The organism is Curtobacterium sp. MCSS17_007 (genome assembly GCF_003234175.2).
Taxonomy (GTDB): domain Bacteria; phylum Actinomycetota; class Actinomycetes; order Actinomycetales; family Microbacteriaceae; genus Curtobacterium.
The window spans coordinates 1,465,415-1,488,635 of the sequence record NZ_CP126257.1 but is presented as its reverse complement, the minus strand read 5'-3'; the positions used below and the strand labels follow the sequence as shown (position 1 = coordinate 1,488,635).

Below are 23,221 nucleotides of genomic sequence, written 5' to 3'. Positions count from 1 at the left end.
GCGACCCGTGCTCGCGTCGGTCAGACGAGCGACCGGAGCACGTACTGCAGGATGCCGCCGTTGCGGTAGTAGTCGGCCTCTCCGGGGGTGTCGATGCGGACGACCGCGTCGAACTCGACGGTCTGCTTGCCGGCCGGCGAGTGCTCGCTCGGCTCCGCCGTGACGTGCACGGTCTTCGGCGTGCGACCCTCGTTCAGCTCGGTCAGCCCGGAGATCGAGACGACCTCGGTGCCGTCGAGGCCGAGCGACTCGACCGTCTCGCCCGCCGGGAACTGCAGCGGGACGACACCCATGCCGATGAGGTTCGAGCGGTGGATCCGCTCGAAGCTCTCGGTGATGACCGCCTTGACGCCGAGCAGGTTCGTGCCCTTCGCCGCCCAGTCGCGCGACGAGCCGGAGCCGTACTCCTTGCCACCGAAGATGACGAGCGGGATGCCCTGCTCCTGGTAGTGCTGCGAGGCGTCGTAGATGAACGACTGCTCACCGTCGGAGGTGGTGAAGTCGCGGGTGTAGCCGCCCTCCACTCCGTCGAGCAGCTGGTTGCGCAGGCGGATGTTCGCGAACGTGCCGCGGATCATCACCTCGTGGTTGCCGCGACGCGAGCCGTACGAGTTGAAGTCCTTGCGGTCGACGCCGTGCTCGGCCAGGTAGCGACCAGCGGGGCTGTCGGCCTTGATCGAACCGGCCGGCGAGATGTGGTCGGTGGTGACCGAGTCGCCGAGCTTCGCCAGGACGCGGGCGCCGGAGATGTCCGAGACCGCGTCGGGCTGCATCGTCATGCCCTCGAAGTACGGGGGCTTCCGGACGTACGTCGACTCCTGGTCCCACTCGAAGGTGTCGCCCGTGGGGGTCGGCAGGTTCTTCCAGCGGTCGTCGCCCTCGAACACGGAGCCGTACTCGTGGGTGAACATCTCGGTGTCGATCGACGAGTCGATGACGTCCTGCACCTCGGCCGCGTCGGGCCAGATGTCCTGCAGGTAGACGTCCTTGCCGTCCTGGTCGGTCCCCAGGGCGTCCTTGTCGAAGTCGAAGTGCATCGACCCGGCCAGGGCGTAGGCGATGACCAGCGGCGGGGACGCCAGGTAGTTCATCTTCACGTCGGGGTTGATGCGGCCCTCGAAGTTGCGGTTGCCGGAGAGCACCGCGGTGACGGCGAGGTCGTTGTCCTGCACGGCCTGCGAGATCTCCTCGGGCAGCGGGCCCGAGTTGCCGATGCAGGTGGTGCAGCCGTAGCCGACCGTGTAGAAACCGAGGTCTTCGAGGTAGCTGGTGAGCCCGGCCTTCTCGTAGTAGTCCGTGACGACCTTCGAGCCCGGCGCGAGCGTGGTCTTGACCCACGGCTTGGCCTTGAGGCCCTTCTTCGCGGCGTTCCGCGCGAGGATGCCGGCGGCCATCATCACCGACGGGTTCGACGTGTTCGTGCACGAGGTGATCGCGGCGATCGCGACGGCGCCGTGGTCGATGGTGAAGGTGTCGCCGTCGGCCACCGAGACCGACGTGGGCTTCGAGACCGTGCCCGGCGCGCTCGAGGCATGCACCGGGACCTCCGACGCCGGGGCGTCCTGCAGGTCGTCGACGGCGTGCTCGTCACCCGGGGCGGCGGCGACCGGGTCGGACGCCGGGAAGGTGTCCGCGACGGCCTTGTCCTCCTCGGAGTGGTCGATGCTCGCGTAGTTGGCGAGGTCGACCTCGAACTGGTCCTTGGCCTTCGACAGCTCGATGCGGTCCTGCGGGCGCTTCGGACCGGAGATCGAGGGGACGACCGTCGACAGGTCGAGCTCCATGTACTCGGAGTACGCCGGCTCCACCGACGGGTCGTGCCACAGGCCCTGCGCCTTCGAGTACGCCTCGACCAGGGCGATCTGGTCCTCCGAGCGGCCGGTCAGGCGCAGGTAGTCGAGCGTGACGGCGTCGACGGGGAAGATCGCGGCGGTCGAGCCGAACTCCGGCGACATGTTGCCGATGGTGGCGCGGTTCGCGAGCGGGACCTCGGAGACGCCCTCGCCGTAGAACTCGACGAACTTGCCCACGACGCCGTGCTTGCGGAGCTCCTGCGTGATGGTGAGCACCACGTCGGTCGCGGTGACGCCGGCCGGGATCGAACCGGACAGCTTGAAGCCGACGACCTTCGGGATGAGCATCGACACGGGCTGGCCGAGCATCGCGGCCTCGGCCTCGATGCCGCCGACGCCCCACCCGAGCACGCCGAGGCCGTTCACCATAGTGGTGTGCGAGTCGGTGCCGACCAGGGTGTCCGGGTAGGCGTAGAGCTCACCGTCGAACTCACGCGTGTACGTGACCTTCGCCAGGTACTCGATGTTGACCTGGTGCACGATGCCGGTGCCCGGCGGGACGACCTTGAAGTCCTCGAACGCGGTCTGGCCCCAGCGGAGGAACTGGTAGCGCTCACCGTTGCGCTCGTACTCGAGGTCGGTGTTGCGCTGCAGCGCGTCCTCGCGGCCGAACAGGTCGGCGACGACGGAGTGGTCGATGACCATCTCGGCCGGCGAGAGCGGGTTGATCTTGTTCGGGTCGCCGCCGATCTGCGCCATCGCCTCGCGCATGGTGGCGAGGTCGACGATGCACGGGACGCCCGTGAAGTCCTGCATGACCACACGGGCCGGCGAGAACTGGATCTCGGTGTCCGGCTCGGCCTCGGGCTTCCACGAGCCGAGCGCGCGGATCTGCTCCTCGGTGACGTTCGCGCCGTCCTCGGTGCGGAGCAGGTTCTCGAGCAGCACCTTCAGGCTGTACGGGAGCTTCTCGTGCCCCGGCACCGTGTCGATCCGGTGGAACGCGTAGTCGACACCCCCAACCGAGAGCGTGTCCTTCGAGCCGAAGCTGTTGACTGCAGCCACTGTGCCGCCTCCCTACTGATCGGTGTGCCCTCATCATCGCGGGCGTCGGAACGTCCCACCAGCAAGGCAAACCTAATCCCGAGGGTGCGAGCGCGCCCCCGGGAAACTGTCTCGATGTCGAGACAACTCTACACCGCGGCGGTGTCCCCCCGGCGCACGAACACCGTGCGAACGAGCAGCCACGTGACCCAGAGCACGGCCGCGTAGAGCGGGACGCCGAGCACGAGCTTCACGGCGGCGAGGAGCTCGATCTGCGCGGTCAGGTACAGCGGCACCTCGACGGCGAGCCGGAGTGCGAAGAGTCCGACCCAGATCCACGTGGCCACCGTGAGCACGCGGCGCTTCGCGGGGTCCGCGCGCCAGTCGACGTGCGAGCCGTCCTCGTTCGGCGGCAGCAGGAAGCCGACCACGACGCCGATGAGCGGCCATCGGATCGCCAGGGTGACGAGCAGCCCGACGAGCCACACGGAGTTGATGACGATGCCGGGGATGAAGTTCGTCTCGGCACGGCCGGTGAACAGCGCGAGCGCCGCGGAGACGACCACCCCGGCGATGCCCGCGAAGGACATCACGAGCGACTGCCGCTGCACCAGACGGACGACCACGAACACGAGTCCGACGAGCACCGGGATCACGACGCTCGGGACGAGCTCCTTCGTGATCGCGTAGACGACCAGGAACGCGAACCCGGGGAGCACCGACTCGGCGAGCCCGCGCACGCCGCCCACCGCTCCGAGCAGGGCGCGTCCCGAAGGCGCCTCTCCGGGCGCGACCCGCGCGATGCCCGCGTTCTGCACGGCGGCGCGGAACTGCGCGGAGAACGACGGTACGGCGTCGTCCGGACGCGCCGTGGCCGGCGGACGCGGGGGCACCCGGTCACCCGGCACCGCGGGCTCGTCGTGCGGGTCTGCGTGCCGCGGGGTGTCGTCGTGGTCCGGCACCGTGCCTCCAGGCCGTGTCGTGTCGTGTCGTGTCGTGTCGAGCGGCAGCCGGGGTCAGACGGCGGTCTGCGTCGACTTCGGCATGTGCAGCGGGATGAGGTCGCGCGGCGGCATCGGCGTGGTGCCGCGCACGACCACGACGCTGCGGAAGAGCTCCTCGATCTCGGCGGCGTCGTCCGGCTGCTCGGCCGCCTTGCCGGCGATCACGCCGCGCAGGAACCAGCGCGGGCCGTCGACGCCGATGAAGCGCGCGGCGCGGGCGCCGTCGGTGGCGCCGGAGCCGTCGGTGACGACCGGCACCAGGGCGCGGAGCTCCGGACCGAAGGGGCCGTCGACCTCCTCGACGCGACCGCCCTGACGCTCGATCTGGTCCGCGATCTGCGAACGGATCTCGTGCCAGAGACCCGTGGACCGCGGTGCTGCGAACGGCTGGACCTGGAGCGTCGACTCGTCGTAGTCGAGCCCGACGGCGACGACGCGCTGCGAACCCTCCTCCACCTCGAGCCGCAGGTGCAGGCCCTCGCGCGGGAGGACCTTCACGCCGCCGAGGTCGACGTACGGTCGCACCAGGTTCGCCTCGGTCTCGTCGTGCGGGCCGTTCTCGGCACGGTCGGCGGGCGCCGACTTGTCCGTGGGCGCGACCGCGTCCACCTCGTCGAGGTCCGCGTCGGCATCGGTCGCGATGTCGACCTCCGGCGTCGTGTCCGCGACCACGGCGTCGTCGGCGACGGCAGCCGCCACCTCGACCTCGTCACGCTTGCGTCGACCGAACTTCATGCGTTCCGTCCTTCCTGGAAGTCGTCGGCAGCGCCGCGGAGGGCGCTGCGGTCACCGTAGCCCGAGGAGCCGAACCCGCCCGCACCACGGACGCTCTCCGGCAGGGAGTCCACGCGGGTGTACGACACGCGGGGCACCGGCATGACGATCACCTGCGCGATGCGGTCGCCCACGTGCACCTCGTACGGCTCGGACGCGTCGGTGTTGAGCAGGGCGACCTTCACCTCGCCGCGGTAGCCGGAGTCGACGGTGCCCGGCGCGTTCACGATGGTGATGCCGTGCTTCGCGGCGAGGCCGCTCCGCGGCACCACGAACGCCACGTACCCCTCGGGCAGGGCGATCCGCAGTCCGGTGCCGACGAGCCGGCGCTCCCCGGGCTGCAGCACGAAGGCCTCCGTCGAGACGAGGTCGGCACCGGCGTCTCCGGGGTGGGCGTGGACGGGAGCGTTCTCCCCGGTCCAGAGCACGTCGACTGGTTCGGTCACGAGACGAGGGTAGTGCACGACCGTGACCGTTCCGTGACCTGCTCCGGATCGTGATGGGATGGAGGGGTGACCGTGTACCGCGAACGTCTCTGGGCCCCGCCCGCCCTCTACCTGGCGACGGCCCTCGTCATCCCCGCCAGCCTGCTGGTGTTCCTGCCGATCAGCGTGCTGGCCGGCGTGCTCGTCGCCGTCGGCATGTACCTCGGGGTGCTCGTGCTGCTCTGGGCCCTCGCGCCGACGATCGAGGTCACCGACACCGAGTTCCGCGCCGGCAGGGCGCACCTGCCCCGGGCGCTCGTCGGCGAGGCCACCGCGTACCAGGGTGCCGAGGCGACGACGCAGCGCGGGCCGGCGCTCGACGCCCGCGCCTGGACGCTGTTCCGCGGGTACGTGCGGGGCGTCGTGCGCGTCGAGGTCGCGGACCCGGCGGACCCGACGCCCTACTGGCTGGTCAGCGCACGGGACCCCCAGGCCGTCGTGGACGCGCTGCGCTCCTGACGCGGGGTCCGGTCGGGGTGCGCGGGCGGCCGGGAGGCTCAGCTCGCCCCCGCCCCGCCCGTTCCTTCCCAGAACGGGTGCAGTAGGGAGCGGTTCCGGGCACGGCTGGTCGTTCCGGAACACCAGATACGCCCGCTCCCGCCCGGTGTGCCCGGACCCGCCAGGTACGCCGGGATACACCAGGCACGCCCGCTCGCGCCCGGCGCGCACCCCGCGCACGCGGAACGGCCCGCCACCCGCGAGGGGTGACGGGCCGTTCGTGACGCGTGCTCAGAGCGCGGCGCACTCCGCGCACACGGGGCCGAGCTTCGACTCGTGGTCGAGCTGCGAGCGGTGCTTCACGAGGAAGCACTCGACGCAGGTGAACTCGTCGACCTGCGGCGGCAGCACGACGACGTCGAGGTCGACGTCGCTGAGGTCCTGTCCGGCGAGCTCGAAGCTGCCGGGGTTGTCCGAATCATCGTCGACGACCCCCGACATCTTGTCGGGCACGCGCTCCTTGAGGGCCTCGATCGACTCCGAGTCAGAGGAGTCGTCGGTCTTCCTGGGGGCGTCGTAATCGGTGGCCATGCCCATCCGTTTCTCGTGTCGAGAGGTCGTCGCCGGTGATCGGCGGCGACAGTTTGCACCACGACCCGCGAGAGCGCAAACCGAACGCCGTGCGGGATCGTCAGGCCGTGCAACCGGTCGCAGGACCCGGACATTCCCCGGGTGTGGGAGTGCGCGGCACGCCCGTGTGCCTCCGCCGGATCGAGCACGCACGGCTGCATACTCCTGAGGGTACGAGCACGACCGTACGCAACGCTCGGGAGGCGCAACCATGCAAGACGTGAGAGTCATCGGAGTCGAGTCCGGGGCACTCGTGCTCGCGACCGACGGCGGCACCGAGTTCCGGTTGCCCGTCACCGCGTCGCTGTCGAGCCAGGTCCGCCAGGCCAACCCCGACGCCGGCCCGCAGAAGCGCGTGTCGCCGAAGGACGTCCAGGCCCGCATCCGCGGCGGGGCCGACGCAGCCGACGTGGCCGCCGCGCTCGACGTCGACGTCGAGTACGTCCGACGCTTCGAGGGTCCGGTGCTCGCCGAGCGCGCCTTCATCCTCGACGCCGCCCGTCGCGTCCCGGTCACGCCGACCGATGCCGAGGCTCCCGACACCTTCGGTGCGGCCATCGAGGCGAAGCTCGAGTCCGGCGAGGCCACCTCGGTCCAGTGGGCCTCGTGGAAGAACGTCGAGCAGGGCTGGCAGGTGCGCGTCCGCTACACCGCCTCGGAGGTCGAGCACGACGCCCAGTGGCTGTTCGACCCGAAGACCTCGACGCTCACGCCGGACAACGGTGACGCGCACCGGCTCTCGCACACCGACGACGAGGGCATCGCCCCGCGCCTCCGCGCCGTCGAGAACGACCACCACGACACCGACGGCACGCGGTTCGACTCGGGCGCGTTCCGCGTCGAGCAGCCCGTCGAGGAGGCGACGGAGCCCGAGGTCCAGGAGCGCCCGCTCCGCGCCCCGCTCCCGCGCATCGGCGCCGCCCCGGTCGAGGAGCGGTCGCCCGGCAACGAGACCGCCGACCTGCTCGAGGCGCTCCGCCGCCGCCGTGGTGAGCGCGAGGCCGCCTCGTTCACCGAGCAGCAGGACGAGCCCCGCGGCACCTCGATCAGCGTCGTGGACGTCCCGCTGCAAGGGTACGAGACCTCGTCGGCCTCGGCGCCGGAGCGCGACGACCGTCCGGCCTCGGCACCCGAGTCCGACGGCCGCTCGGAGCGGAAGAAGCGCAACCGCCGGTCCATGCCGAGCTGGGACGAGATCGTCTTCGGCACCCGCCCGGAGGACCCCGCCTGATCCCGCCGCGCGTCCGGCATCCCCGGACGGGAGGCTCGCTGCAGCCCCGCCACGCTCGTCGCGTCGCGGGGCTGCGGCGTTCCCGCCCGGGTCAGCCCGCGAAGGCGCCCGCCAGCCGCAGGGGCACGAAGACCTCGTCGTCCGTCATGGCGCCGTGCTGCCCGATCATCCGCTTCGGTTCCCTGCGGGGGTCCAGGTCGCGGTCGTCGTTGAAGGCCCACGACCCCCGAGCCACCACGACCACGTCGCCGATGCGTGGCAGCACCCGCTCGTCGACGGCGCCGAACCACCCGGCGGCGACGGCCTCCGCACGGCTCGCCACGTACGCCCGCTTGCCGTAGCGGGAGCGCCAGGCCTCGACCAGCGCGGGCACGTCCGTCCCCGGACGGACCGCGAGCTGGCGGCAGCGCGGGTCGCCGGCGATCCCGACGACGTCGACGAGCAGCCCGGGGTCCATCGCGATGTTCGCCTCGGCGGGCACGTCGAGCACGCCGTGGTCGGCGGTGACGAGGATGCCCACGTCACCGGCGCCCCGGTCCGCGAGCCGTGCGAGCTCCCCGTCGAGCAGCTCGAGTGCCGCGGTCCACCGGTCGGACTCCCATCCGTGCTTGTGCCCGATCGAGTCGAGCTCCGGGACGTAGAGGTAGACGAGCGAGCGGCCCGCTGCGGTCGTTGCCAACGCGGCGTCGACCCGCTCGGGGATGCTGTCGGCGGCCTCGTACCGCGCCCCGCCGAGCACGTTCGCGGTCATCCCCGAGGATGCGTACCGTGCGGGCCCGACCACGACGGGGTCGACCCCGAGTCCGGCCGCCTCGGAGAAGACGGTGCTCGCGAGCAACCAGCCTGCGGGAACCTCGCTGTCCCAGCCGCTCAGCAGGTTGACGACCCGCTCGCCGTCGGGCTCCCACCCGCTGTACCCGACCACGCCGTGCGTGCCCGGGGACCTGCCGGTCGTCAGGGTGGCCAGCGCGGCGGCCGTCGTCGTGGGGAAGCCGCTCCGCAGCCGCTTCAGCGTGCCGCCGCCCTTGGCGGCGGTCAGCCAGCGCGCGTGCCCGGCACGGGCGGAGAGCGCGGACGAGCCGAGACCGTCGACCAGCACGACGACCACCGAGCGGGCGGGACGGAGGGCGATCCGTGCCTCCCGGCCGGTGGCGCGCAGCCACGTGGCGTCGGCGGCACCGAGCGCGACGAGGCAACTGGGCAGCACGTCGGCGAGGTTCGCGGTGGCGTCGGGGGCGCTCGGTACGCTGGGGGGCACCCCACGATCCTCCCAGAAAGGTCCCATGGCACGCACGGAAGCAGTCGGCCTGCCCGACGGTGAGCGCATCGAGGACGTCGACGTCTCCGAGGAGATGCAGGGCTCGTTCCTCGAGTACGCCTACTCCGTCATCTACTCGCGGGCCCTGCCGGACGCGCGCGACGGCCTCAAGCCCGTGCAGCGACGCATCCTGTACCAGATGGCCGAGATGGGGCTCCGGCCGGACCGCGGGCACGTGAAGAGCGCCCGCGTCACGGGCGAGGTCATGGGCAAGCTGCACCCGCACGGCGACGGGGCCATCTACGACGCGCTCGTGCGCATGGCACAGCCGTTCACGATGCGCGTGCCACTGGTCGACGGCCACGGGAACTTCGGCTCGCTCGACGACGGTCCCGCGGCCGCCCGGTACACCGAGGCCCGGCTCGCTGAGCCCTCGATGGCGATGACCGAGGGCTTGAACGAGGACGTCGTCGACTTCGTCCCGAACTACGACAACCAGATCATGCAGCCGGGCGTGCTGCCGGCGGCGTTCCCGAACCTGCTCGTCAACGGCGCCTCCGGCATCGCGGTCGGCATGGCGACGAACATGGCGCCGCACAACCTCGGCGAGGTGATCGAGGCAGCGAAGCACCTGCTCCTGAACCCGACGGCGACGCTCGAGGAACTCATGGAGTTCGTGCCGGGCCCGGACCTGCCGTCGGGTGGCACGATCGTCGGACTCTCCGGGGTGCGCGACGCCTACGCCACCGGACGCGGCTCGTTCCGCACGCGGGCGAAGGTGAGCGTCGAGAACCTCACGCCGCGCAAGGTGGGTCTGGTCGTCACCGAGCTGCCGTACCTGGTCGGACCCGAGCGCGTGATCGAGAAGATCAAGGACGGCGTCCAGTCCAAGAAGCTCGTCGGCATCTCCGACGTCAACGACCTGACCGACCGGAACCACGGGCTGCGGCTCGTGATCGGCATCAAGTCCGGCTTCAACCCGACCGCCGTGCTCGAACAGCTCTACAAGCACACCCCGCTCGAGGACGGCTTCGGCATCAACAACGTCGCCCTCGTGAACGGGTCGCCGCGGACGCTCGGCCTCCGCGAACTGCTCGACGTGTACGTGCAGCACCGGCTCGACGTCGTCACCCGACGCTCCCAGTACCGGCTCGCCCGACGCAAGGAACGGCTGCACCTGGTCGAGGGCCTGCTCATCGCGATCCTCGACATCGACGAGGTCATCGAGGTCATCCGCTCCTCGGACGACTCGGAGACCGCTCGCACGCGTCTGCAGGACGTGTTCGACCTGTCCGAGGTGCAGGCCGAGTACATCCTCGAGCTGCGACTGCGCCGCCTGACGAAGTTCTCGCGCCTGGAGCTCGAGAGCGAGCGCGACCAGCTCCTCGCCGACATCGCCGCACTCGAGGAACTCCTGGCGTCGGACGCGCGACTCCGCGCCCAGGTCGCCCAGGAGCTCACCGAGGTGTCGGACCGGTTCGCCACCCCCCGCCGCACGCTGCTCACCGAGGCCGACGCCCCCGTGCGCGGTGGCCGGAAGGCCGCGGTCGACCCCGAGTCGCTGCAGATCGCGGACGCGCCGTGCCGCGTGCTGCTCTCCACCACCGGGCGGCTCGTCCGGGTCGACATCCCCGACACCGACCTCGGGATCGTGCGGGTACCGAAGCGATCGAAGCACGACGCGGTCCGGTCGACCGTGGTGTCGACGGTGCGCGGTCAGATCGGCGCGCTCACGTCGACCGGTCGTGTGCTGCGGTTCTCCCCCGTGGACGTCCCCGCCGTCCCCCCGGCATCGGTCCGGCTCGACGCCGGCGTCCGCGTGTCCGAGTACCTCGGCATCGCGCGGACCGAGAGCGTCGTGGCCCTCGTCGACCTGTCGCCGAACGCAGCCGACTCGCTGGCGATCGGTACCGCACAGGGCACCGTGAAGCGTGTGACCACCGGGGCGTGGCCCGACAAGGACGAGTTCGTCGCGATCGGGCTCAAGCCGAAGGACACCGTCGTCGGTGCCGCCCAGGCGCCCGAGACGGACGACCTGGTGTTCATCACCTCCAACGCGCAGCTGCTGCGGTTCCCGGCGTCGGGCGTGCGCCCGCAGGGGCTGCCCGCCGGCGGTGTCGCGGGCGTCTCGCTGTCGTCGGGCGCGACCGTGATCTGGTTCGGGTCGGTCGCGCGGTCGGACGACGCCGTCGTGGCCACCGTCTCGACGTCGTCGGGTGCGCTGCCCGGGACGGACGCCGGTCGGGCGAAGGTGTCCGCACTCTCGGAGTTCCCGGCGAAGGGCCGGGCGACCCAGGGTGTGCGGGCGCACGCGTTCCTGAAGGGGGAGGACGGCCTCACCGTGGCGTGGGCGGGCATCGCTCCCCCGCACGCCGTCGGCACGGACGGCGCGGCGCGCACGCTGCCGGACTGGCTGTCGAAGCGCGACGGATCCGGTGCGCCGCTCGAGGCCGTGATCGTCTCGATCGGCGGCAGCGCTGCGGCCCTGGACGGGACCGCCGGCGAGGCGTAGCCGGCTGCGACTGCGCGGCGGCTGTGCTACGGCTACGCCGCGCGGGCTGCGGCCGCGGCGGACTCTGGTCGCACGACCTGCCGTCCGGACGCAGCACCGACGGCGCGTCGTGCGACCGGAACGCTCGTGCGCGGCAGGTCGCGCGACGGGAACCTGGCCAGGACGGACGGGAGGCGCGGTGCCAGCGGGTACCGCGCCTCCCGTCCATCGGACGGTCGCCCAGCAGATGTGTGCGGTCGCGAGACGCCGGGCACTCCGCGAGACGCCGCAGCCCGCGGTCGCGAGACGCCGGGCACTCCGCGAGACGCCGCGGCCCGCGCGAGACACCGTCGGATCCGGCGGCGTCTCGCCGCGACGGCGGCGTCCCGCCGCGACGGCGGTGTCTCCCGCAGTACGACGGCGTCCCGCCGGTACGCCGGCGTCGCGGGAGGGTAGCGGGCCGTCCGGTGCCGACCGCCGCTACGCGTCGATGCGGTCGCGGTCGAGCCCCTCGCCCGCCAGGATGAACTCCTTGCGCGGCGCGACGTCGTTGCCCATGAGCAGCTCGAACACCTTCGCGGCGCTCTCGGCATCGGTCACGTTCACCCGACGGAGCGTGCGGTGCGCCCGGTCCATCGTGGTCTCGGCGAGCTGGTCGGCGTCCATCTCCCCCAGGCCCTTGTACCGCTGGATCGGCTCCTGGTACTTCTTGCCCTGCTTCGCGAGCTTCTTCAGCACCGCCTGCAGTTCGGCCTCGGAGTAGGTGTAGAGCGTGTCGTTCGGCTTGCCGCGGTTCACCACGACGACGCGGTGCAGCGGCGGCACGGCTGCGAACACCCTGCCCTGCTCGATCATCGGCCGCATGTACCGGAAGAACAGCGTCAGCAGCAGGGTGCGGATGTGTGCGCCGTCGACGTCGGCGTCCGACATGATGATGATCTTGCCGTAGCGTGCCTGGTCGATCTCGAACGAGCGGCCGGAGCCGGCACCGATCACCTGGATGATCGAGGCGCACTCCGCGTTGGACAGCATGTCCGACACCGACGCCTTCTGCACGTTGAGGATCTTGCCGCGGATCGGCAGGAGCGCCTGGTACTCGCTGTTGCGGGCGAGCTTGGCCGTGCCCAGCGCGGAGTCGCCCTCGACGATGAAGAGCTCGGTGCCCTCGGCGTCCTGCTTGCGGCAGTCGGCGAGCTTCGTCGGCAGCGAGGAGTTCTCGAGCGCGTTCTTGCGGCGCTGGGTCTCCTTGTGTGTGCGCGCGGAGATGCGCGTCTTCATCTCGGCGACGACCTTCTCGAGCAGCATCGCCGCCTGCGCCTTCTCCGTGCGCTGTGTCGAGGTGAGGATCTCGGTGAGGCGCTTCGACACCACCTGGTCGACGATCTTCCGGACCGCGGGCGTACCGAGGACCTCCTTCGTCTGGCCCTCGAACTGCGGCTCGGGCAGCCGGACGGTGAGCACGGCGGTGAGACCGGCGAGGACGTCGTCCTTCTCCAGCTTGTCCTGGCCGACCTTCAGCTTCCGGGCGTTCGCCTCGACCTGGGTGCGGACGGCCTTGACGAGCCCGGACTCGAAGCCGGTCAGGTGCGTGCCACCCTTCGGCGTCGCGATGATGTTCACGAAGCTGCGCTCGACGGTCTCGTACCCGCTGCCCCATCGGAGCGCGATGTCGACCTGGCACTCGCGCTCGACCGAGGTCGAGACCATGTGCCCCTTGTCGTCGAGCATCGGCACGGTCTCGGTGAACGTGCCCGTTCCCTCGATCCGCCAGACGTCCGTGACGGCCGTGTCGACCGCGAGGTGCTCCACGAACTCGCTGATGCCGCCCTCGTAGCGGAAGCGCTCCACGACGGGACCGCTCGCGACGGTGGTCCCCGTCGCCTCGGCTCGCTGGGCTGCCGCCTCGATCGACGACGGGCGCGCGTCCGTGATCGTGATGCCGAGACCCGGCACCAGGAACGCCGTCTGTCGCGCCCGGCTGACCAGGTCGCTCGTGCTGAACTTCGCGTCCGAGGTGAAGATCTGGCGGTCCGCCCAGTAGCGGATCCGCGAACCCGTCACGCCCTTCTTCACCTTGCCGACGACCCGGAGTTCGCTGCCCGAGGTGAAGGGCGTGAAGGGGGCGTCCGGGCCCGCACCGGCGAAGGTGCCGGGCTCACCACGGTGGAAGGACATCGCGTACGTCTTGCCGCCGCGGTCGACCTCGACGTCGAGACGCTCGGACAGCGCGTTGACGACGGAGGCGCCGACGCCGTGCAGCCCACCGGACGCCGCGTAGGACCCCGAGCCGAACTTGCCGCCGGCGTGCAGCTTCGTGAAGACGACCTCGACCCCGGTCAGCCCGGTCTTCGGTTCGACGTCGACGGGGATGCCGCGCGCGGTGTCGCGGACCTCGACCGAGCCGTCCTCGTGCAGGACGACGCCGATCTCGTCGCCGTGCCCGGCAAGGGCTTCGTCGACGGAGTTGTCGATGATCTCCCACAGGCAGTGCATGAGGCCACGGGAGTCCGTGGAGCCGATGTACATGCCCGGTCGCTTCCGGACCGCCTCGAGCCCTTCGAGGACGGAGAGATGGCGCGCGGAGTAGTCGGAGCTCACCCGCAGATGGTACCGACGGGCACCGACACCCGAGGGCCGCGCGAGCGGCGCGCCTCGGACTGGGGACACCCGCTCCGCGCTCAGCGAAACAGGCCGTCCGGGATGCACGACTCCCAGCCACCTCGTGTTCAAATGGGTGTCCACCCGCACCACCTGCGATCCGTGAGGAGCACAGCAATGACCCAGACCGTGCACGACCTCTCCATCGACGAAGCCAGCAGCCACCAGCTCACCGCCGCTGACCGCTGCGACAGCTGCGGAGCGCAGGCGTACATCCGCGCCACCATGGCCAGCGGCGAGCTCTACTTCTGCGCCCACCACGGTGCCGAGTTCAAGGACAAGCTCGCTGCGACCGCGCTCGAGTGGCACGACGAGAGCAGCCGACTCCACGAGTCGAAGTAGTCGTCACCAGACGAACGAACGGGAGGCGCGGTGCCAGCTGGCACCGCGCCTCCCGTTCGTTCGTGTGGTCGCGTCAGGCGATCCGCTTGAACGCCTTGTCGACGTACCGGTCGATGGTGGCGCGCGCCTCGCGCGCGTACCGGTCGATCGTCGCCGTGCGCTCCGGTTCCGGCGCGTACTCGCGCCCGAGTCGAGTCGTCGCAGCGGCGAGGACCGCGTCCGTCAGCTGCGGGTTGAGCGGCAGGATCGGGCCCTGCGTGTGCGTCCCGAAGGACGTGCCGTTCATCGCGCCCTCGACCGGCGAGCCGGCCTGGTTCCCGCCGCCGGACACGACGTCCGCGAAGGGCTCGACGCCCGTGCCGAGCTCGATCCGTGTGGCGTGGTCCTCGAACCCGGCGACACGCACCGGCGCCCCGGACAGCAGCGGGTAGCGGGTGTCGAGCACGAAGTAGTTGACCCGGCGCTCGGCACCCCGGACAGCACGGGCGTCGAACACACCGAAGCCCGCGACCGGGGACCCCTCCGTCGGCACGACCTCGTTCGTGGCGAGGTCGAAGCCACCGCCGACGGCGACCACCGGCACGCCGGCGGCCGCCAGGTCACGGAGCACCGGACCGATGCGCGTGACGTCGACCCCCAGGGAGCGCATGGCGCTGAGCGGGCCGTTGCCGACGACGACCACGTCGGCGGTGGTCGGCAGGGTGTCACCCGGGGCGTACTCGACGACCTTGGTCGCGATGTCCGCGGCCGCGGCACGACGGGTGAGGGCCACGACGTTGCCGCGGTCCCCCGAGACACCCATCTGACGCGGGTAGACGTGCAGGATGGTCAGCCGTTCGGCCGTCATGCGGTCTTCTCCATGTCGCCGTGGCCGAGGGCCTTGCGGGCGATCATCATGATCTCGTAGTTGACGATGAAGTTCTTCGTGCCCGACGTCGTCGAGCCGAGCTGCTCCATGTGCCGGATCGCGGCCTCGACGTCCGGCTCGACCCGTCCGATGCGGACACCGGCGTGCTCGAGCGCGATCGCGATCTGCCACGCCTTGTCACCGGACACGACGTCCACGTGGTCGAGCTTCGAGAAGTCGATGTCGTAGATCCACGAGATGTCCGGCGTGCCCTCGTCGATCGCCATGAGGACCTGTTCCGGGTGGTCCGGCAGGGCATCGAGGTTGAGCTGGAGGCTCGCCGCGTTCTTGAACATCGTGAACTCGGCGGACTCGCCGGCGATCGGCAGACGCTCGCCGCGGCCGTACGCCGGCTTCATCGTGCCGAAGGCCTTCGTCACGGCGTCCGCGCGGAACTGCCCACCCAGGGCGGCACTCGCGGTCGCGGTCGCAGCCGCTGCATCCACCGCGTAGTGCAGACCGCGCGCCGGCAGACGGACGGGGATGTCCGTGCCCTCGAAGCGGATCGTCGCCCCGTCACCGGTGTTCGCGACGACCTCGGACTCGGCCGGGTTCGGGTCGCCCGCAGTCCGGTCGAAGTCGTCGGCGTTCTGCAACCCGTTCGGAGCCGCGGCGACGACCTCGGTGCTCGCGCCGAAGCGGAGCACGCGCTGCCCCGAGCGGGCTGCGTACGCGTCGAGGAACTGGTCGTCGCGGTTCGTGATCACGTTCGCCGTCGACAGTGCCGCGGTGTCGAGCATCATCGCGGCGACGCGCTCGGTCTCGAAGAACCGGTAGAGCTGGTCGACCTGCACGTTGAGCATCGTCACCGTGGAGGGCGACAGGATGCCGGCGAGCTCGACCGCGAAGGCCTCGTCGACCTCGAGGATGCCGATGTCCGCCTTCAGCTTGCCCGTCAGGGACACCTCGGACAGCAGCGCCGAGGCGATGCCCTGGGGCAGGTTCGCCCCGGACGGGTTCGTGAAGACGCGGAGCCCGTGCGCCCGGACGATGTCGGAGATCATGTGCGTCGTCGTGGACTTGCCGTTCGAGCCGAGCACGAAGACGACGCCGTTCGGGAACTGCTTCGTCACGTGCTGCAGGAAGTCCGGCACGAGCTTGAGGACGATGTAGCCCGGGTAGGCGGACCCACCGCCCCGCGCTCGGGCGAGGGCGCGGAGGATCCGCCCGACCAGGATCGGGATGAGGAAGCGCATCGGCCTACTCGAGGTAGTCGCGGAGCGACTGCGATCGGGACGGGTGGCGGAGCTTCGCCATCGTCTTCGACTCGATCTGACGGATGCGCTCGCGCGTCACGCCGAACGTGTCACCGATCTGGTCGAGGGTCTTCGGCTGGCCGTCACCGAGGCCGAAGCGCATGCGGATGACGCCCGCCTCGCGCTCGGACAGGGAGTCGAGCAGGCTCTCGAGCTGCTTCTGCAGCATCGTGAAGCCCACCGCGTCGGCCGGCACGACCGCCTCGGTGTCCTCGATCAGGTCGCCGAACTCCGAGTCGCCGTCCTCGCCCAGCGGGGTGTGGAGCGAGATCGGCTCGCGACCGTACTTCTGGACCTCGACGACCTTCTCCGGGGTCATGTCGAGCTCGCGCGCGAGCTCTTCCGGGGTGGGCTCGCGGCCGAGGTCCTGCAGCATCTGGCGCTGCACGCGGGCCAGCTTGTTGATGACCTCGACCATGTGCACCGGGATGCGGATGGTGCGGGCCTGGTCGGCCATCGCGCGGGTGATCGCCTGACGGATCCACCAGGTGGCGTACGTCGAGAACTTGAAGCCCTTGGTGTAGTCGAACTTCTCGACCGCGCGGATGAGACCGAGGTTGCCCTCCTGGATCAGGTCCAGGAACTGCATCCCGCGGCCGGTGTAGCGCTTGGCGAGCGAGACGACGAGACGGAGGTTCGCACCGAGCAGGTGCGACTTCGCGCGCTGACCGTCACGGGCGACCCAGCGGAGCTCGCGCTCCTCGGGCTTCGACAGGCCGGTCGAGTGCTGCAGCTTGTCCTCGGCGAACAGGCCGGCCTCGATCCGCATCGCGAGCTCGACCTCCTGCTCGGCGTTGAGGAGTGCCACCTTGCCGATCTGCTTGAGGTAGTCCTTCACCGGGTCGGCGGTGGCACCGGTGATCGTCGTCGAGTAGACGGGCGCCTCGTCGTCGTCGGACTGCGAGATGACGAGCGCACCAGCGGCGACCGCAGCAGCGGCGTCCGGCTTGGCGTCCTTGTCCTCGGTCTCGGTCTCCTCGGCGTCGCCGTCGGCGTCGTCGGTGTCGGCCGCGTCCTCAGCGGGCTCGACGACCTCGTCGTCCTCGTCGTCGTCGTCGGCCTTCTTCTTCGCGCGCGTCGCCGTCTTCTTCGGTGCGGCCTTCGCGGCGGTCTTCTTCGTGGCGGTGGTCTTCGTGGCGCGCTTCTTCGGCGCGGCCTTCCCCTCGGCCGCGTCGGCGTCGTCCGCCGCGACGCCCTCGGGCTCGGTGTCCTTCGTGGGATCGATCGTCGTGCTCCGGGCAGCCATGCGATCACCTCTCTCGTCGTGCCACGCTCGTGGGGTCGTGGCTCTCCCTCGCCGCCCAGGGCCTGCGCCGCAGTCCCCCGCGTCGCCAGGTCCTACCGTTCCGGGCAGCATGAGGACCCATGTCAAGTCCCCCGACTCCCGCGGCGCAGCGAGGCGACGCGGGCGTGAGGGGCCCGAACGGGTCCGTCCTCCATTATTGCACGGCCTTCTTCCGCAGGCGCGCAACGAGTGCAACCCAGAGCGGCCCCACCCGTATTCCGTCCTGCGCGTGCATCTCCCGCCGGGTCCGCCTGCGCGCGAGCAACAGCATCAGGACGCCGAACCCGACCACCAGGTACTGCACGGTGAGCGCGACGCGGAAGTTCTCCCACGCGAAGACGGTGCGCCCCGTCGCACCCGAGACGACGTCGAGCAGCGTCCCGATGAGGAACATCATGACGAAGGCGGCCAGGAACCCGCCGACGTTCACGACGCCGTTGGCCGAGCCGAGCGAGCCGACCGGGTTGAAGCTGCGGGCGAAGTCGAAGCCGATGAGGGATCCGGGGCCCCCGACGCCCATGGCGAGCACCAGCAGGACGAGCAGCCAGGTCGGCGGCTGCCCCGGCCAGAGCAGCACCGCGGTCCACACCACCCCGAGCGCCAGGACGATGCCGAGCACCAGGTTCGACCGACGGAGCGGGAACCGGGCGCAGAGCACACCGAGCACCGGCCCCACGACGAAGCCCGTGAGGACGATGACGGTGAGGAAGCCGGCCGCCTCGGACGGGGTGTAGCCGAGGCCGCGCAGCATCGGGACGCCCCACAGCAGCGAGAACACCGTGCCGGACGACTGCGTGACGTAGTGCGACCAGAAGCCGAGCTGCGTGCCCGGGCGACGCAGCGCGTGACCGAACGTGTGGAAGGCACCGCGCCACGAGTGCGGGAGCGGGATGGTGTCGGTGCGCACCGCCACCGGGCCGTTCCGGACGAACACGACCGCGAGGACGAGCCCGACCAGGCTCGCGGCCGCGGCGACACCGAACGCCGGCGTCCACCCCGCGGTGTGCAGCAGCACCGCGAAGGGGAACGCCGAGAGGACCTGGCCGACCTGTCCGAGGTTGCCCGTCCACTGCGAGATCTGCGGCAGGATCCGCCCCGTGAACCACATCGGCACCAGGCGGATCACCGAGATGAAGGTCATCGCGTCGCCCGCCCCGACGAGCACGCGGCCCGCGATCGCCGGCCCGATCGTCGGCGAGAAGGCCACCACGGCCTGTCCGACCACGAGCAACGCGGCGCCGAGCAGCACGAGCTTCCGTGGTCCGACGCGGTCGAGCGCGATGCCGACCGGGATCTGCAAGCCGGCGTAGACCGCGATCTGCACGACGGCGAGCGTCGACAGGACCGCCGCGGACACCGCGAAACGGTCCTGCGCGTCGACCCCGGAGACACCGAGCGACGAGCGCTGCACCACGGCGAGGACGTAGGCGAGCACCGCGACGCCCCAGACGAGGAAGGCACGGCGGGAGTTCACCCGACCAGGCTAGCGAGGCGCCCCCGCGCCCGACGCACGCTGTGGACGACGGGAGGCGCGGTGCGGGCTGTGGAGGAGCCTCCAGGCCGTTCGCGGTGCTGGCCCGCCCAGCTGGCGTCAGTCCGTCGACGCGTCGCCGTCGGACCGGCGGTCAGCCAGGAACCGCTCGAGCTCGGCCGCGATGGCGTCCGCCGTCGGGACCTCGCCGTCCACGTTCGTGAGGGGCGACGCGACGGGGTTGCCCTCCATGTACGTGTCGTGTCGTTCCTCGAGCACCCCGACCAGGCGCTGGAGCTCGGGGTTGCCCGCGACCTGCTCGTCGACCCGGGTCCGGAACTCGCGGTCCGACTCACGCAACGCGTCGGTCGGGAAGATCAGGCCGGTTGCCGCCGAGATGCTCGACAGCGCCGTGACCGCGGCATCCGGGAACTCGGTGTCACCGAGGTAGTGCGGGACGAGCAGGACGAGCCCCGTGACCTGCTCGCCGAGCTGCGTCAGCCGGTGCTCGACCAGGTGCAGGACGTTCGCGGGCGCCTGGGTCTCCGGCTTCCACACGCTCATCTGCTCGACGAGGTCGGCACGGGTACCAGACACGGTCAGGCTGATCGGACGGGTGTGCGGGACGGGCATGGGGATGGACTGCACCCACGTCGTGTCCGCGACCTGCAGTCGGTCGGCCAGACCGGTGACCGCGTCGACGAACCGGTTCCACTGGAAGTCCGGCTCGTACCCGGTGAGGAAGAGGAACGGCTGCCCGAGCTCGTCCCGCACGAGGTGCAGGGCCAGACGCGGTGGCTCGACCGCGGTGATGTGGTCGTGCTCGAAGGTGATCACCGGCCGACGCGCACGCCAGTCGAGCAGGACGTCCGGGTCGAACTCGGCGACGAGCTCGTGGGCGAGACCGTCGAGGATCGAGGTCGTCACCTGCGCGACGGCGGAGCCCGCGTCCACGAAGCCGGTCAGGCCCGCGACCAGGTGCAGCCCGGCCGGGACGGTCGGTGCGCCATCGGCGACGGAGTACAGGTCCTCGGGGTGGTTCACCGTCCCCATGCTAGGCGGCACCCCCGACCGGCCCGTGCGTCGACCCCACGCTCTCGGCGAACACCTGCTGGATAGGCTGGGCGCATGGTCCGACCGACGCTCTCCACCACCACCTCGACCCCCTCCGACGTCGAAGCCGACGTCCTCGTGCTCGGTGTCCGCTCCGGCACCGACGGCGGCGCGCCCGCGATCGCGCCGAGCGCCACCGGAGCGCTGGAGGTGCTCGCGGACCTCGACCTCGGCACCATCGGCGTGACCGGCGCGAAGGACCAGCTCGTCCGCCTGCCGGGCACCGGTGTGACCGCCGCCGGCATCGCGCTCGTCGGACTCGGCTCGACCGTCGACGCCGCCTCGGTGCGCGCCGCGGCCGGCAGCGCCGTCCGACAGCTCCCCCAGGTGTCCTCGATCGCCCTCGCGCTCCCGACCGACTCCGCCGAGCTCGTCGACGCCGCCCTCGAGGGCGCGGCCCTGGGCGCCTACGCGTTCACCCGGCACAAGGGCGCGGGCTCGACCGGTCCGACGCGGGGCGACCAGCGCATCGAGGTCGTCACGCCGGCCGACACCGCCGCCGACGCCACCGTCCGTCCGGCGATCGTGGCGGACGCCGCGGCGCTCGTGCGGGACCTCGTCAACACCGCCGCCGGTGACCTCGGCCCCGCCGACGTCGCCGACGTCGCCGTCGCCCAGGCCGAGGGCCTGCCGCTCACCGTCGAGGTCCTCGACGAGCACCAGCTCGAGGAGCAGGGGTTCGGCGGCATCGTCGGTGTCGGCCGTGGCTCGGAGCGTCCGCCGCGCCTGGTGGTCGTGCGCTACGAGCCGTCCTCCGCGAGCAAGCACCTCGCGCTCGTCGGCAAGGGCATCACGTTCGACTCCGGCGGCCTCTCCCTGAAGCCCGCCGCGTCGATGCTCGGCATGAAGACCGACATGACCGGTGCCGCCACCGTGCTGGCCGCGACGATCGCGGCCGCACGCCTCGGCCTCGACACGAAGGTCACCGCCTGGCTGTGCCTCGCCGAGAACATGCCGTCCGGCTCCGCGACGCGCCCCGGCGACGTCCTCACGCTGAAGAACGGCAAGACCGTCGAGGTCACGAACACCGACGCCGAGGGGCGGCTCGTCCTCGGTGACGGTATGGCCGCGGCGTCGCTCGAGCAGCCCGACGCGCTCGTCGACGTCGCGACGCTCACCGGCGCACAGGTCGTCGCCCTCGGCGACCGCACGACGGGCCTGATGGGCAGTGACGACCTGGTCGCCCGTGTGCGCGCGGTCGCCGACGCCGTGGCCGAGCCGATCTGGCCGATGCCGCTCCCCGAGGAGCTCGACGCGCGACTGGCCAGCGACGTCGCCGACATGGTCAACGCGACCGTCGGCAACCCGGCCGGCGGGATGCTCCTGGCGGGCAAGTTCCTGGAGCGGTTCGTCGGCGAGGGCGTGCCGTGGGCGCACCTCGACATCGCCGGCCCGTCGGAGCACAAGGGCGGCGGGTACGGCTGGCTCGGCAAGGGCGCGACCGGTGTCATGGTCCGGACGCTCATCGGGCTCGCAGAAGAGCTCCAGTCCAAGTAGTAGGTTGGGTCCCGGCGGGCTGCGCACCGATGCGCGCCCGCCGGAACCAGCGGGACGGGACCGGAACCATGCGGTCCGACCGTCGGACGCCGCCGCCGCGGTGTCCAGTGGGGTCCGACCCGGGCCCCGACACGCACGAGGGAGTTGCACCAGGTGACGGAACAGACTTACGACGTCGTGGTCCTCGGTGGCGGCAGTGGTGGCTACGCCGCTGCGCTCCGGGCCGCCGAGCTCGGCATGAGCGTCGCGCTCATCGAGGGAGACAAGCTCGGAGGGACCTGCCTGCACCGCGGCTGCATCCCGACCAAGGCGCTGCTCCACGCCGCCGAGGTCGCCGACGCCACGCGCGACGCGGAGAAGTACGGCGTCATCGCCGAGTTCGCCGGTGTCGAGGTGCCGAAGGTCATCGACTACCAGCAGGGCGTCATCAACTCGAAGTACAAGGGCCTGCAGGGACTCGTCAAGGCCCGCGGCATCACCGTCGTCGAGGGCTGGGGCCGCCTGACCTCCCAGAACACCGTGCAGGTCGGCGACCAGACCGTGACCGGCAAGAACGTCGTGCTCGCGACCGGTTCCTACTCGAAGTCCCTGCCGGGCCTCGAGATCGGCGGTCGGGTGATCACGTCCGAGACCGCGCTCAAGATGGACTACGTCCCGAACAAGGTCGTCATCCTCGGCGGCGGCGTCATCGGCGTCGAGTTCGCCAGCGTCTGGAAGTCGTTCGGCGCCGAGGTCACCATCGTCGAGGGCCTGCCCCACCTCATCCCCGCCGAGGACGAGTCGATGTCCAAGCAGCTCGAGCGCGCGTTCCGCAAGCGCGGCATCGACTTCTCGCTCGGCGTCCGCTTCGACCACGTCGACCAGCACGAGAACGGCGTCGTCGTGACGCTCGAGGACGGCAAGACCTACGAGGGCGACGTCCTGCTCGTCGCGGTCGGCCGCGGCCCGCTCACGCAGAACATGGGCTTCGACGAGGTCGGCGTCGCGATGGACCGCGGGTTCGTCACCACGAACGAGCGCCTCGCCACCAACCTGCCGAACGTCTACGCCGTCGGCGACATCGTCCCGGGCCTGCAGCTCGCGCACCGCGGGTTCCAGCAGGGCATCTTCGTCGCCGAGGAGATCGCGGGCCTCAACCCCGTCGTCATCTCGGACACGAACATCCCGAAGGTCACCTACTCGGACCCCGAGGTCGCCTCGGTCGGTCTCTCCCAGGCGAAGGCCGAGGAGGAGTACGGCAAGGACAAGGTCGACACCTACGAGTACAACCTCGCCGGCAACGGCCGCAGCCACATCATCGGCACCTCGGGCGCCGTCAAGGTCGTCCGCGTCGTGGACGGCCCGGTCGTCGGCGTCTCGATGATCGGCGCGCGCGTCGGTGAGCTCATCGGCGAGGCCCAGCTCGCGGTCAACTGGGAAGCACACCCGGAGGACGTCGCCCCCCTCGTGCACGCCCACCCGACGCAGAACGAGGCGCTGGGCGAGGCCTTCCTCCACCTCGCGGGCAAGCCGCTGCACGCGCTGTGACGACCACGTCCACCGTG

The 23,221-nt window shown here is 71.1% G+C and carries 18 protein-coding genes; 6 read left to right on the top strand and 12 right to left on the bottom strand.

The window, feature by feature from the left end; genetic code table 11:
• Positions 1-20: 20 nt before the first annotated feature.
• The 4 genes from DEJ22_RS06985 to dut form a co-directional block, all read right to left on the bottom strand.
• Positions 21-2,858, bottom strand: coding sequence for an aconitate hydratase (locus DEJ22_RS06985; RefSeq protein ID WP_111225937.1), 2,838 nt, complete (start codon positions 2,856-2,858; stop codon positions 21-23).
• A 128-nt stretch (positions 2,859-2,986) separates the two neighbouring features.
• Positions 2,987-3,799 (bottom strand): DUF3159 domain-containing protein, encoded by an 813-nt coding sequence (locus DEJ22_RS06980; protein ID WP_258379508.1) that lies wholly within the window; start codon positions 3,797-3,799, stop codon positions 2,987-2,989.
• 54 nt (positions 3,800-3,853) lie between these two features.
• Positions 3,854-4,576, bottom strand: a complete 723-nt coding sequence (locus DEJ22_RS06975; RefSeq protein ID WP_258379507.1) for a DUF3710 domain-containing protein — start codon at positions 4,574-4,576, stop codon at positions 3,854-3,856.
• Entirely contained in the window at positions 4,573-5,061 is a 489-nt protein-coding gene (gene dut / locus DEJ22_RS06970) for a dUTP diphosphatase (protein WP_111225936.1), read from the bottom strand. Before dut ends, DEJ22_RS06975 begins: the two co-directional genes overlap by 4 nt.
• Positions 5,062-5,127: 66 nt before the next feature.
• Between dut and DEJ22_RS06965 the strand changes: the two genes are divergently transcribed.
• Positions 5,128-5,559 carry a DUF3093 domain-containing protein gene (locus DEJ22_RS06965; protein ID WP_111225935.1) on the top strand — a complete coding sequence of 144 codons (432 nt, stop codon included), beginning with the start codon at positions 5,128-5,130 and terminating at the stop codon, positions 5,557-5,559.
• A gap of 270 nt (positions 5,560-5,829) precedes the next feature.
• Here DEJ22_RS06965 and DEJ22_RS06960 read toward each other — a convergent pair whose 3' ends face one another.
• Positions 5,830-6,129 (bottom strand): DUF4193 domain-containing protein, encoded by a 300-nt coding sequence (locus DEJ22_RS06960; RefSeq protein ID WP_031272446.1) that lies wholly within the window; start codon positions 6,127-6,129, stop codon positions 5,830-5,832.
• Between the two features lie 259 nt (positions 6,130-6,388).
• Here DEJ22_RS06960 and sepH point away from each other — a divergent pair, with 259 nt between their 5' ends.
• Positions 6,389-7,399 (top strand): septation protein SepH, encoded by a 1,011-nt coding sequence (gene sepH, locus DEJ22_RS06955; RefSeq protein WP_181430648.1) that lies wholly within the window; start codon positions 6,389-6,391, stop codon positions 7,397-7,399.
• Between the two features lie 91 nt (positions 7,400-7,490).
• Here the strand turns inward: sepH and DEJ22_RS06950 are convergent, their stop codons facing one another.
• Positions 7,491-8,657, bottom strand: coding sequence for an alkaline phosphatase family protein (locus DEJ22_RS06950; RefSeq protein WP_258379506.1), 1,167 nt, complete (start codon positions 8,655-8,657; stop codon positions 7,491-7,493).
• A 25-nt stretch (positions 8,658-8,682) separates the two neighbouring features.
• Between DEJ22_RS06950 and DEJ22_RS06945 the strand changes: the two genes are divergently transcribed.
• Entirely contained in the window at positions 8,683-11,169 is a 2,487-nt protein-coding gene (locus DEJ22_RS06945) for a DNA gyrase/topoisomerase IV subunit A (RefSeq protein ID WP_111225933.1), read from the top strand.
• 459 nt (positions 11,170-11,628) lie between these two features.
• Here the strand turns inward: DEJ22_RS06945 and DEJ22_RS06940 are convergent, their stop codons facing one another.
• Positions 11,629-13,746 carry a DNA gyrase/topoisomerase IV subunit B gene (locus DEJ22_RS06940; RefSeq protein ID WP_111225932.1) on the bottom strand — a complete coding sequence of 706 codons (2,118 nt, stop codon included), beginning with the start codon at positions 13,744-13,746 and terminating at the stop codon, positions 11,629-11,631.
• 177 nt (positions 13,747-13,923) lie between these two features.
• On the opposite strand from DEJ22_RS06940, the gene DEJ22_RS06935 reads away from it, so the two are divergent.
• Entirely contained in the window at positions 13,924-14,148 is a 225-nt protein-coding gene (locus DEJ22_RS06935; protein WP_058728615.1) for a DUF7455 domain-containing protein, read from the top strand.
• Positions 14,149-14,221: 73 nt separating this feature from the next.
• Here DEJ22_RS06935 and DEJ22_RS06930 read toward each other — a convergent pair whose 3' ends face one another.
• The 5 genes from DEJ22_RS06930 to DEJ22_RS06910 all read right to left on the bottom strand — a co-directional run bounded on the left by DEJ22_RS06930 (position 14,222) and on the right by DEJ22_RS06910 (position 20,120).
• Positions 14,222-14,995: a type 1 glutamine amidotransferase gene (locus DEJ22_RS06930; protein WP_111225931.1), complete on the bottom strand. Its 774-nt coding sequence runs from the start codon at positions 14,993-14,995 to the stop codon at positions 14,222-14,224.
• A complete protein-coding gene (locus DEJ22_RS06925) occupies positions 14,992-16,251 on the bottom strand; it encodes a MurT ligase domain-containing protein (RefSeq protein ID WP_111225930.1) in 1,260 nt (419 codons plus the stop codon). Before DEJ22_RS06925 ends, DEJ22_RS06930 begins: the two co-directional genes overlap by 4 nt.
• A 4-nt stretch (positions 16,252-16,255) precedes the next feature.
• Positions 16,256-17,557 (bottom strand): RNA polymerase sigma factor, encoded by a 1,302-nt coding sequence (locus DEJ22_RS06920; protein ID WP_111225929.1) that lies wholly within the window; start codon positions 17,555-17,557, stop codon positions 16,256-16,258.
• Positions 17,558-17,750: 193 nt separating this feature from the next.
• Entirely contained in the window at positions 17,751-19,070 is a 1,320-nt protein-coding gene (locus DEJ22_RS06915; protein ID WP_111225928.1) for an MFS transporter, read from the bottom strand.
• Positions 19,071-19,187: 117 nt separating this feature from the next.
• Positions 19,188-20,120, bottom strand: coding sequence for a proteasome assembly chaperone family protein (locus DEJ22_RS06910; RefSeq protein WP_111225927.1), 933 nt, complete (start codon positions 20,118-20,120; stop codon positions 19,188-19,190).
• 75 nt (positions 20,121-20,195) lie between these two features.
• On the opposite strand from DEJ22_RS06910, the gene DEJ22_RS06905 reads away from it, so the two are divergent.
• Both DEJ22_RS06905 and lpdA read left to right on the top strand, forming a co-directional pair.
• Entirely contained in the window at positions 20,196-21,677 is a 1,482-nt protein-coding gene (locus DEJ22_RS06905; protein WP_111225926.1) for a leucyl aminopeptidase, read from the top strand.
• Positions 21,678-21,830: 153 nt separating this feature from the next.
• Positions 21,831-23,204 carry a dihydrolipoyl dehydrogenase gene (gene lpdA, locus DEJ22_RS06900; RefSeq protein WP_111225925.1) on the top strand — a complete coding sequence of 458 codons (1,374 nt, stop codon included), beginning with the start codon at positions 21,831-21,833 and terminating at the stop codon, positions 23,202-23,204.
• Positions 23,205-23,221 lie beyond the last annotated feature (17 nt).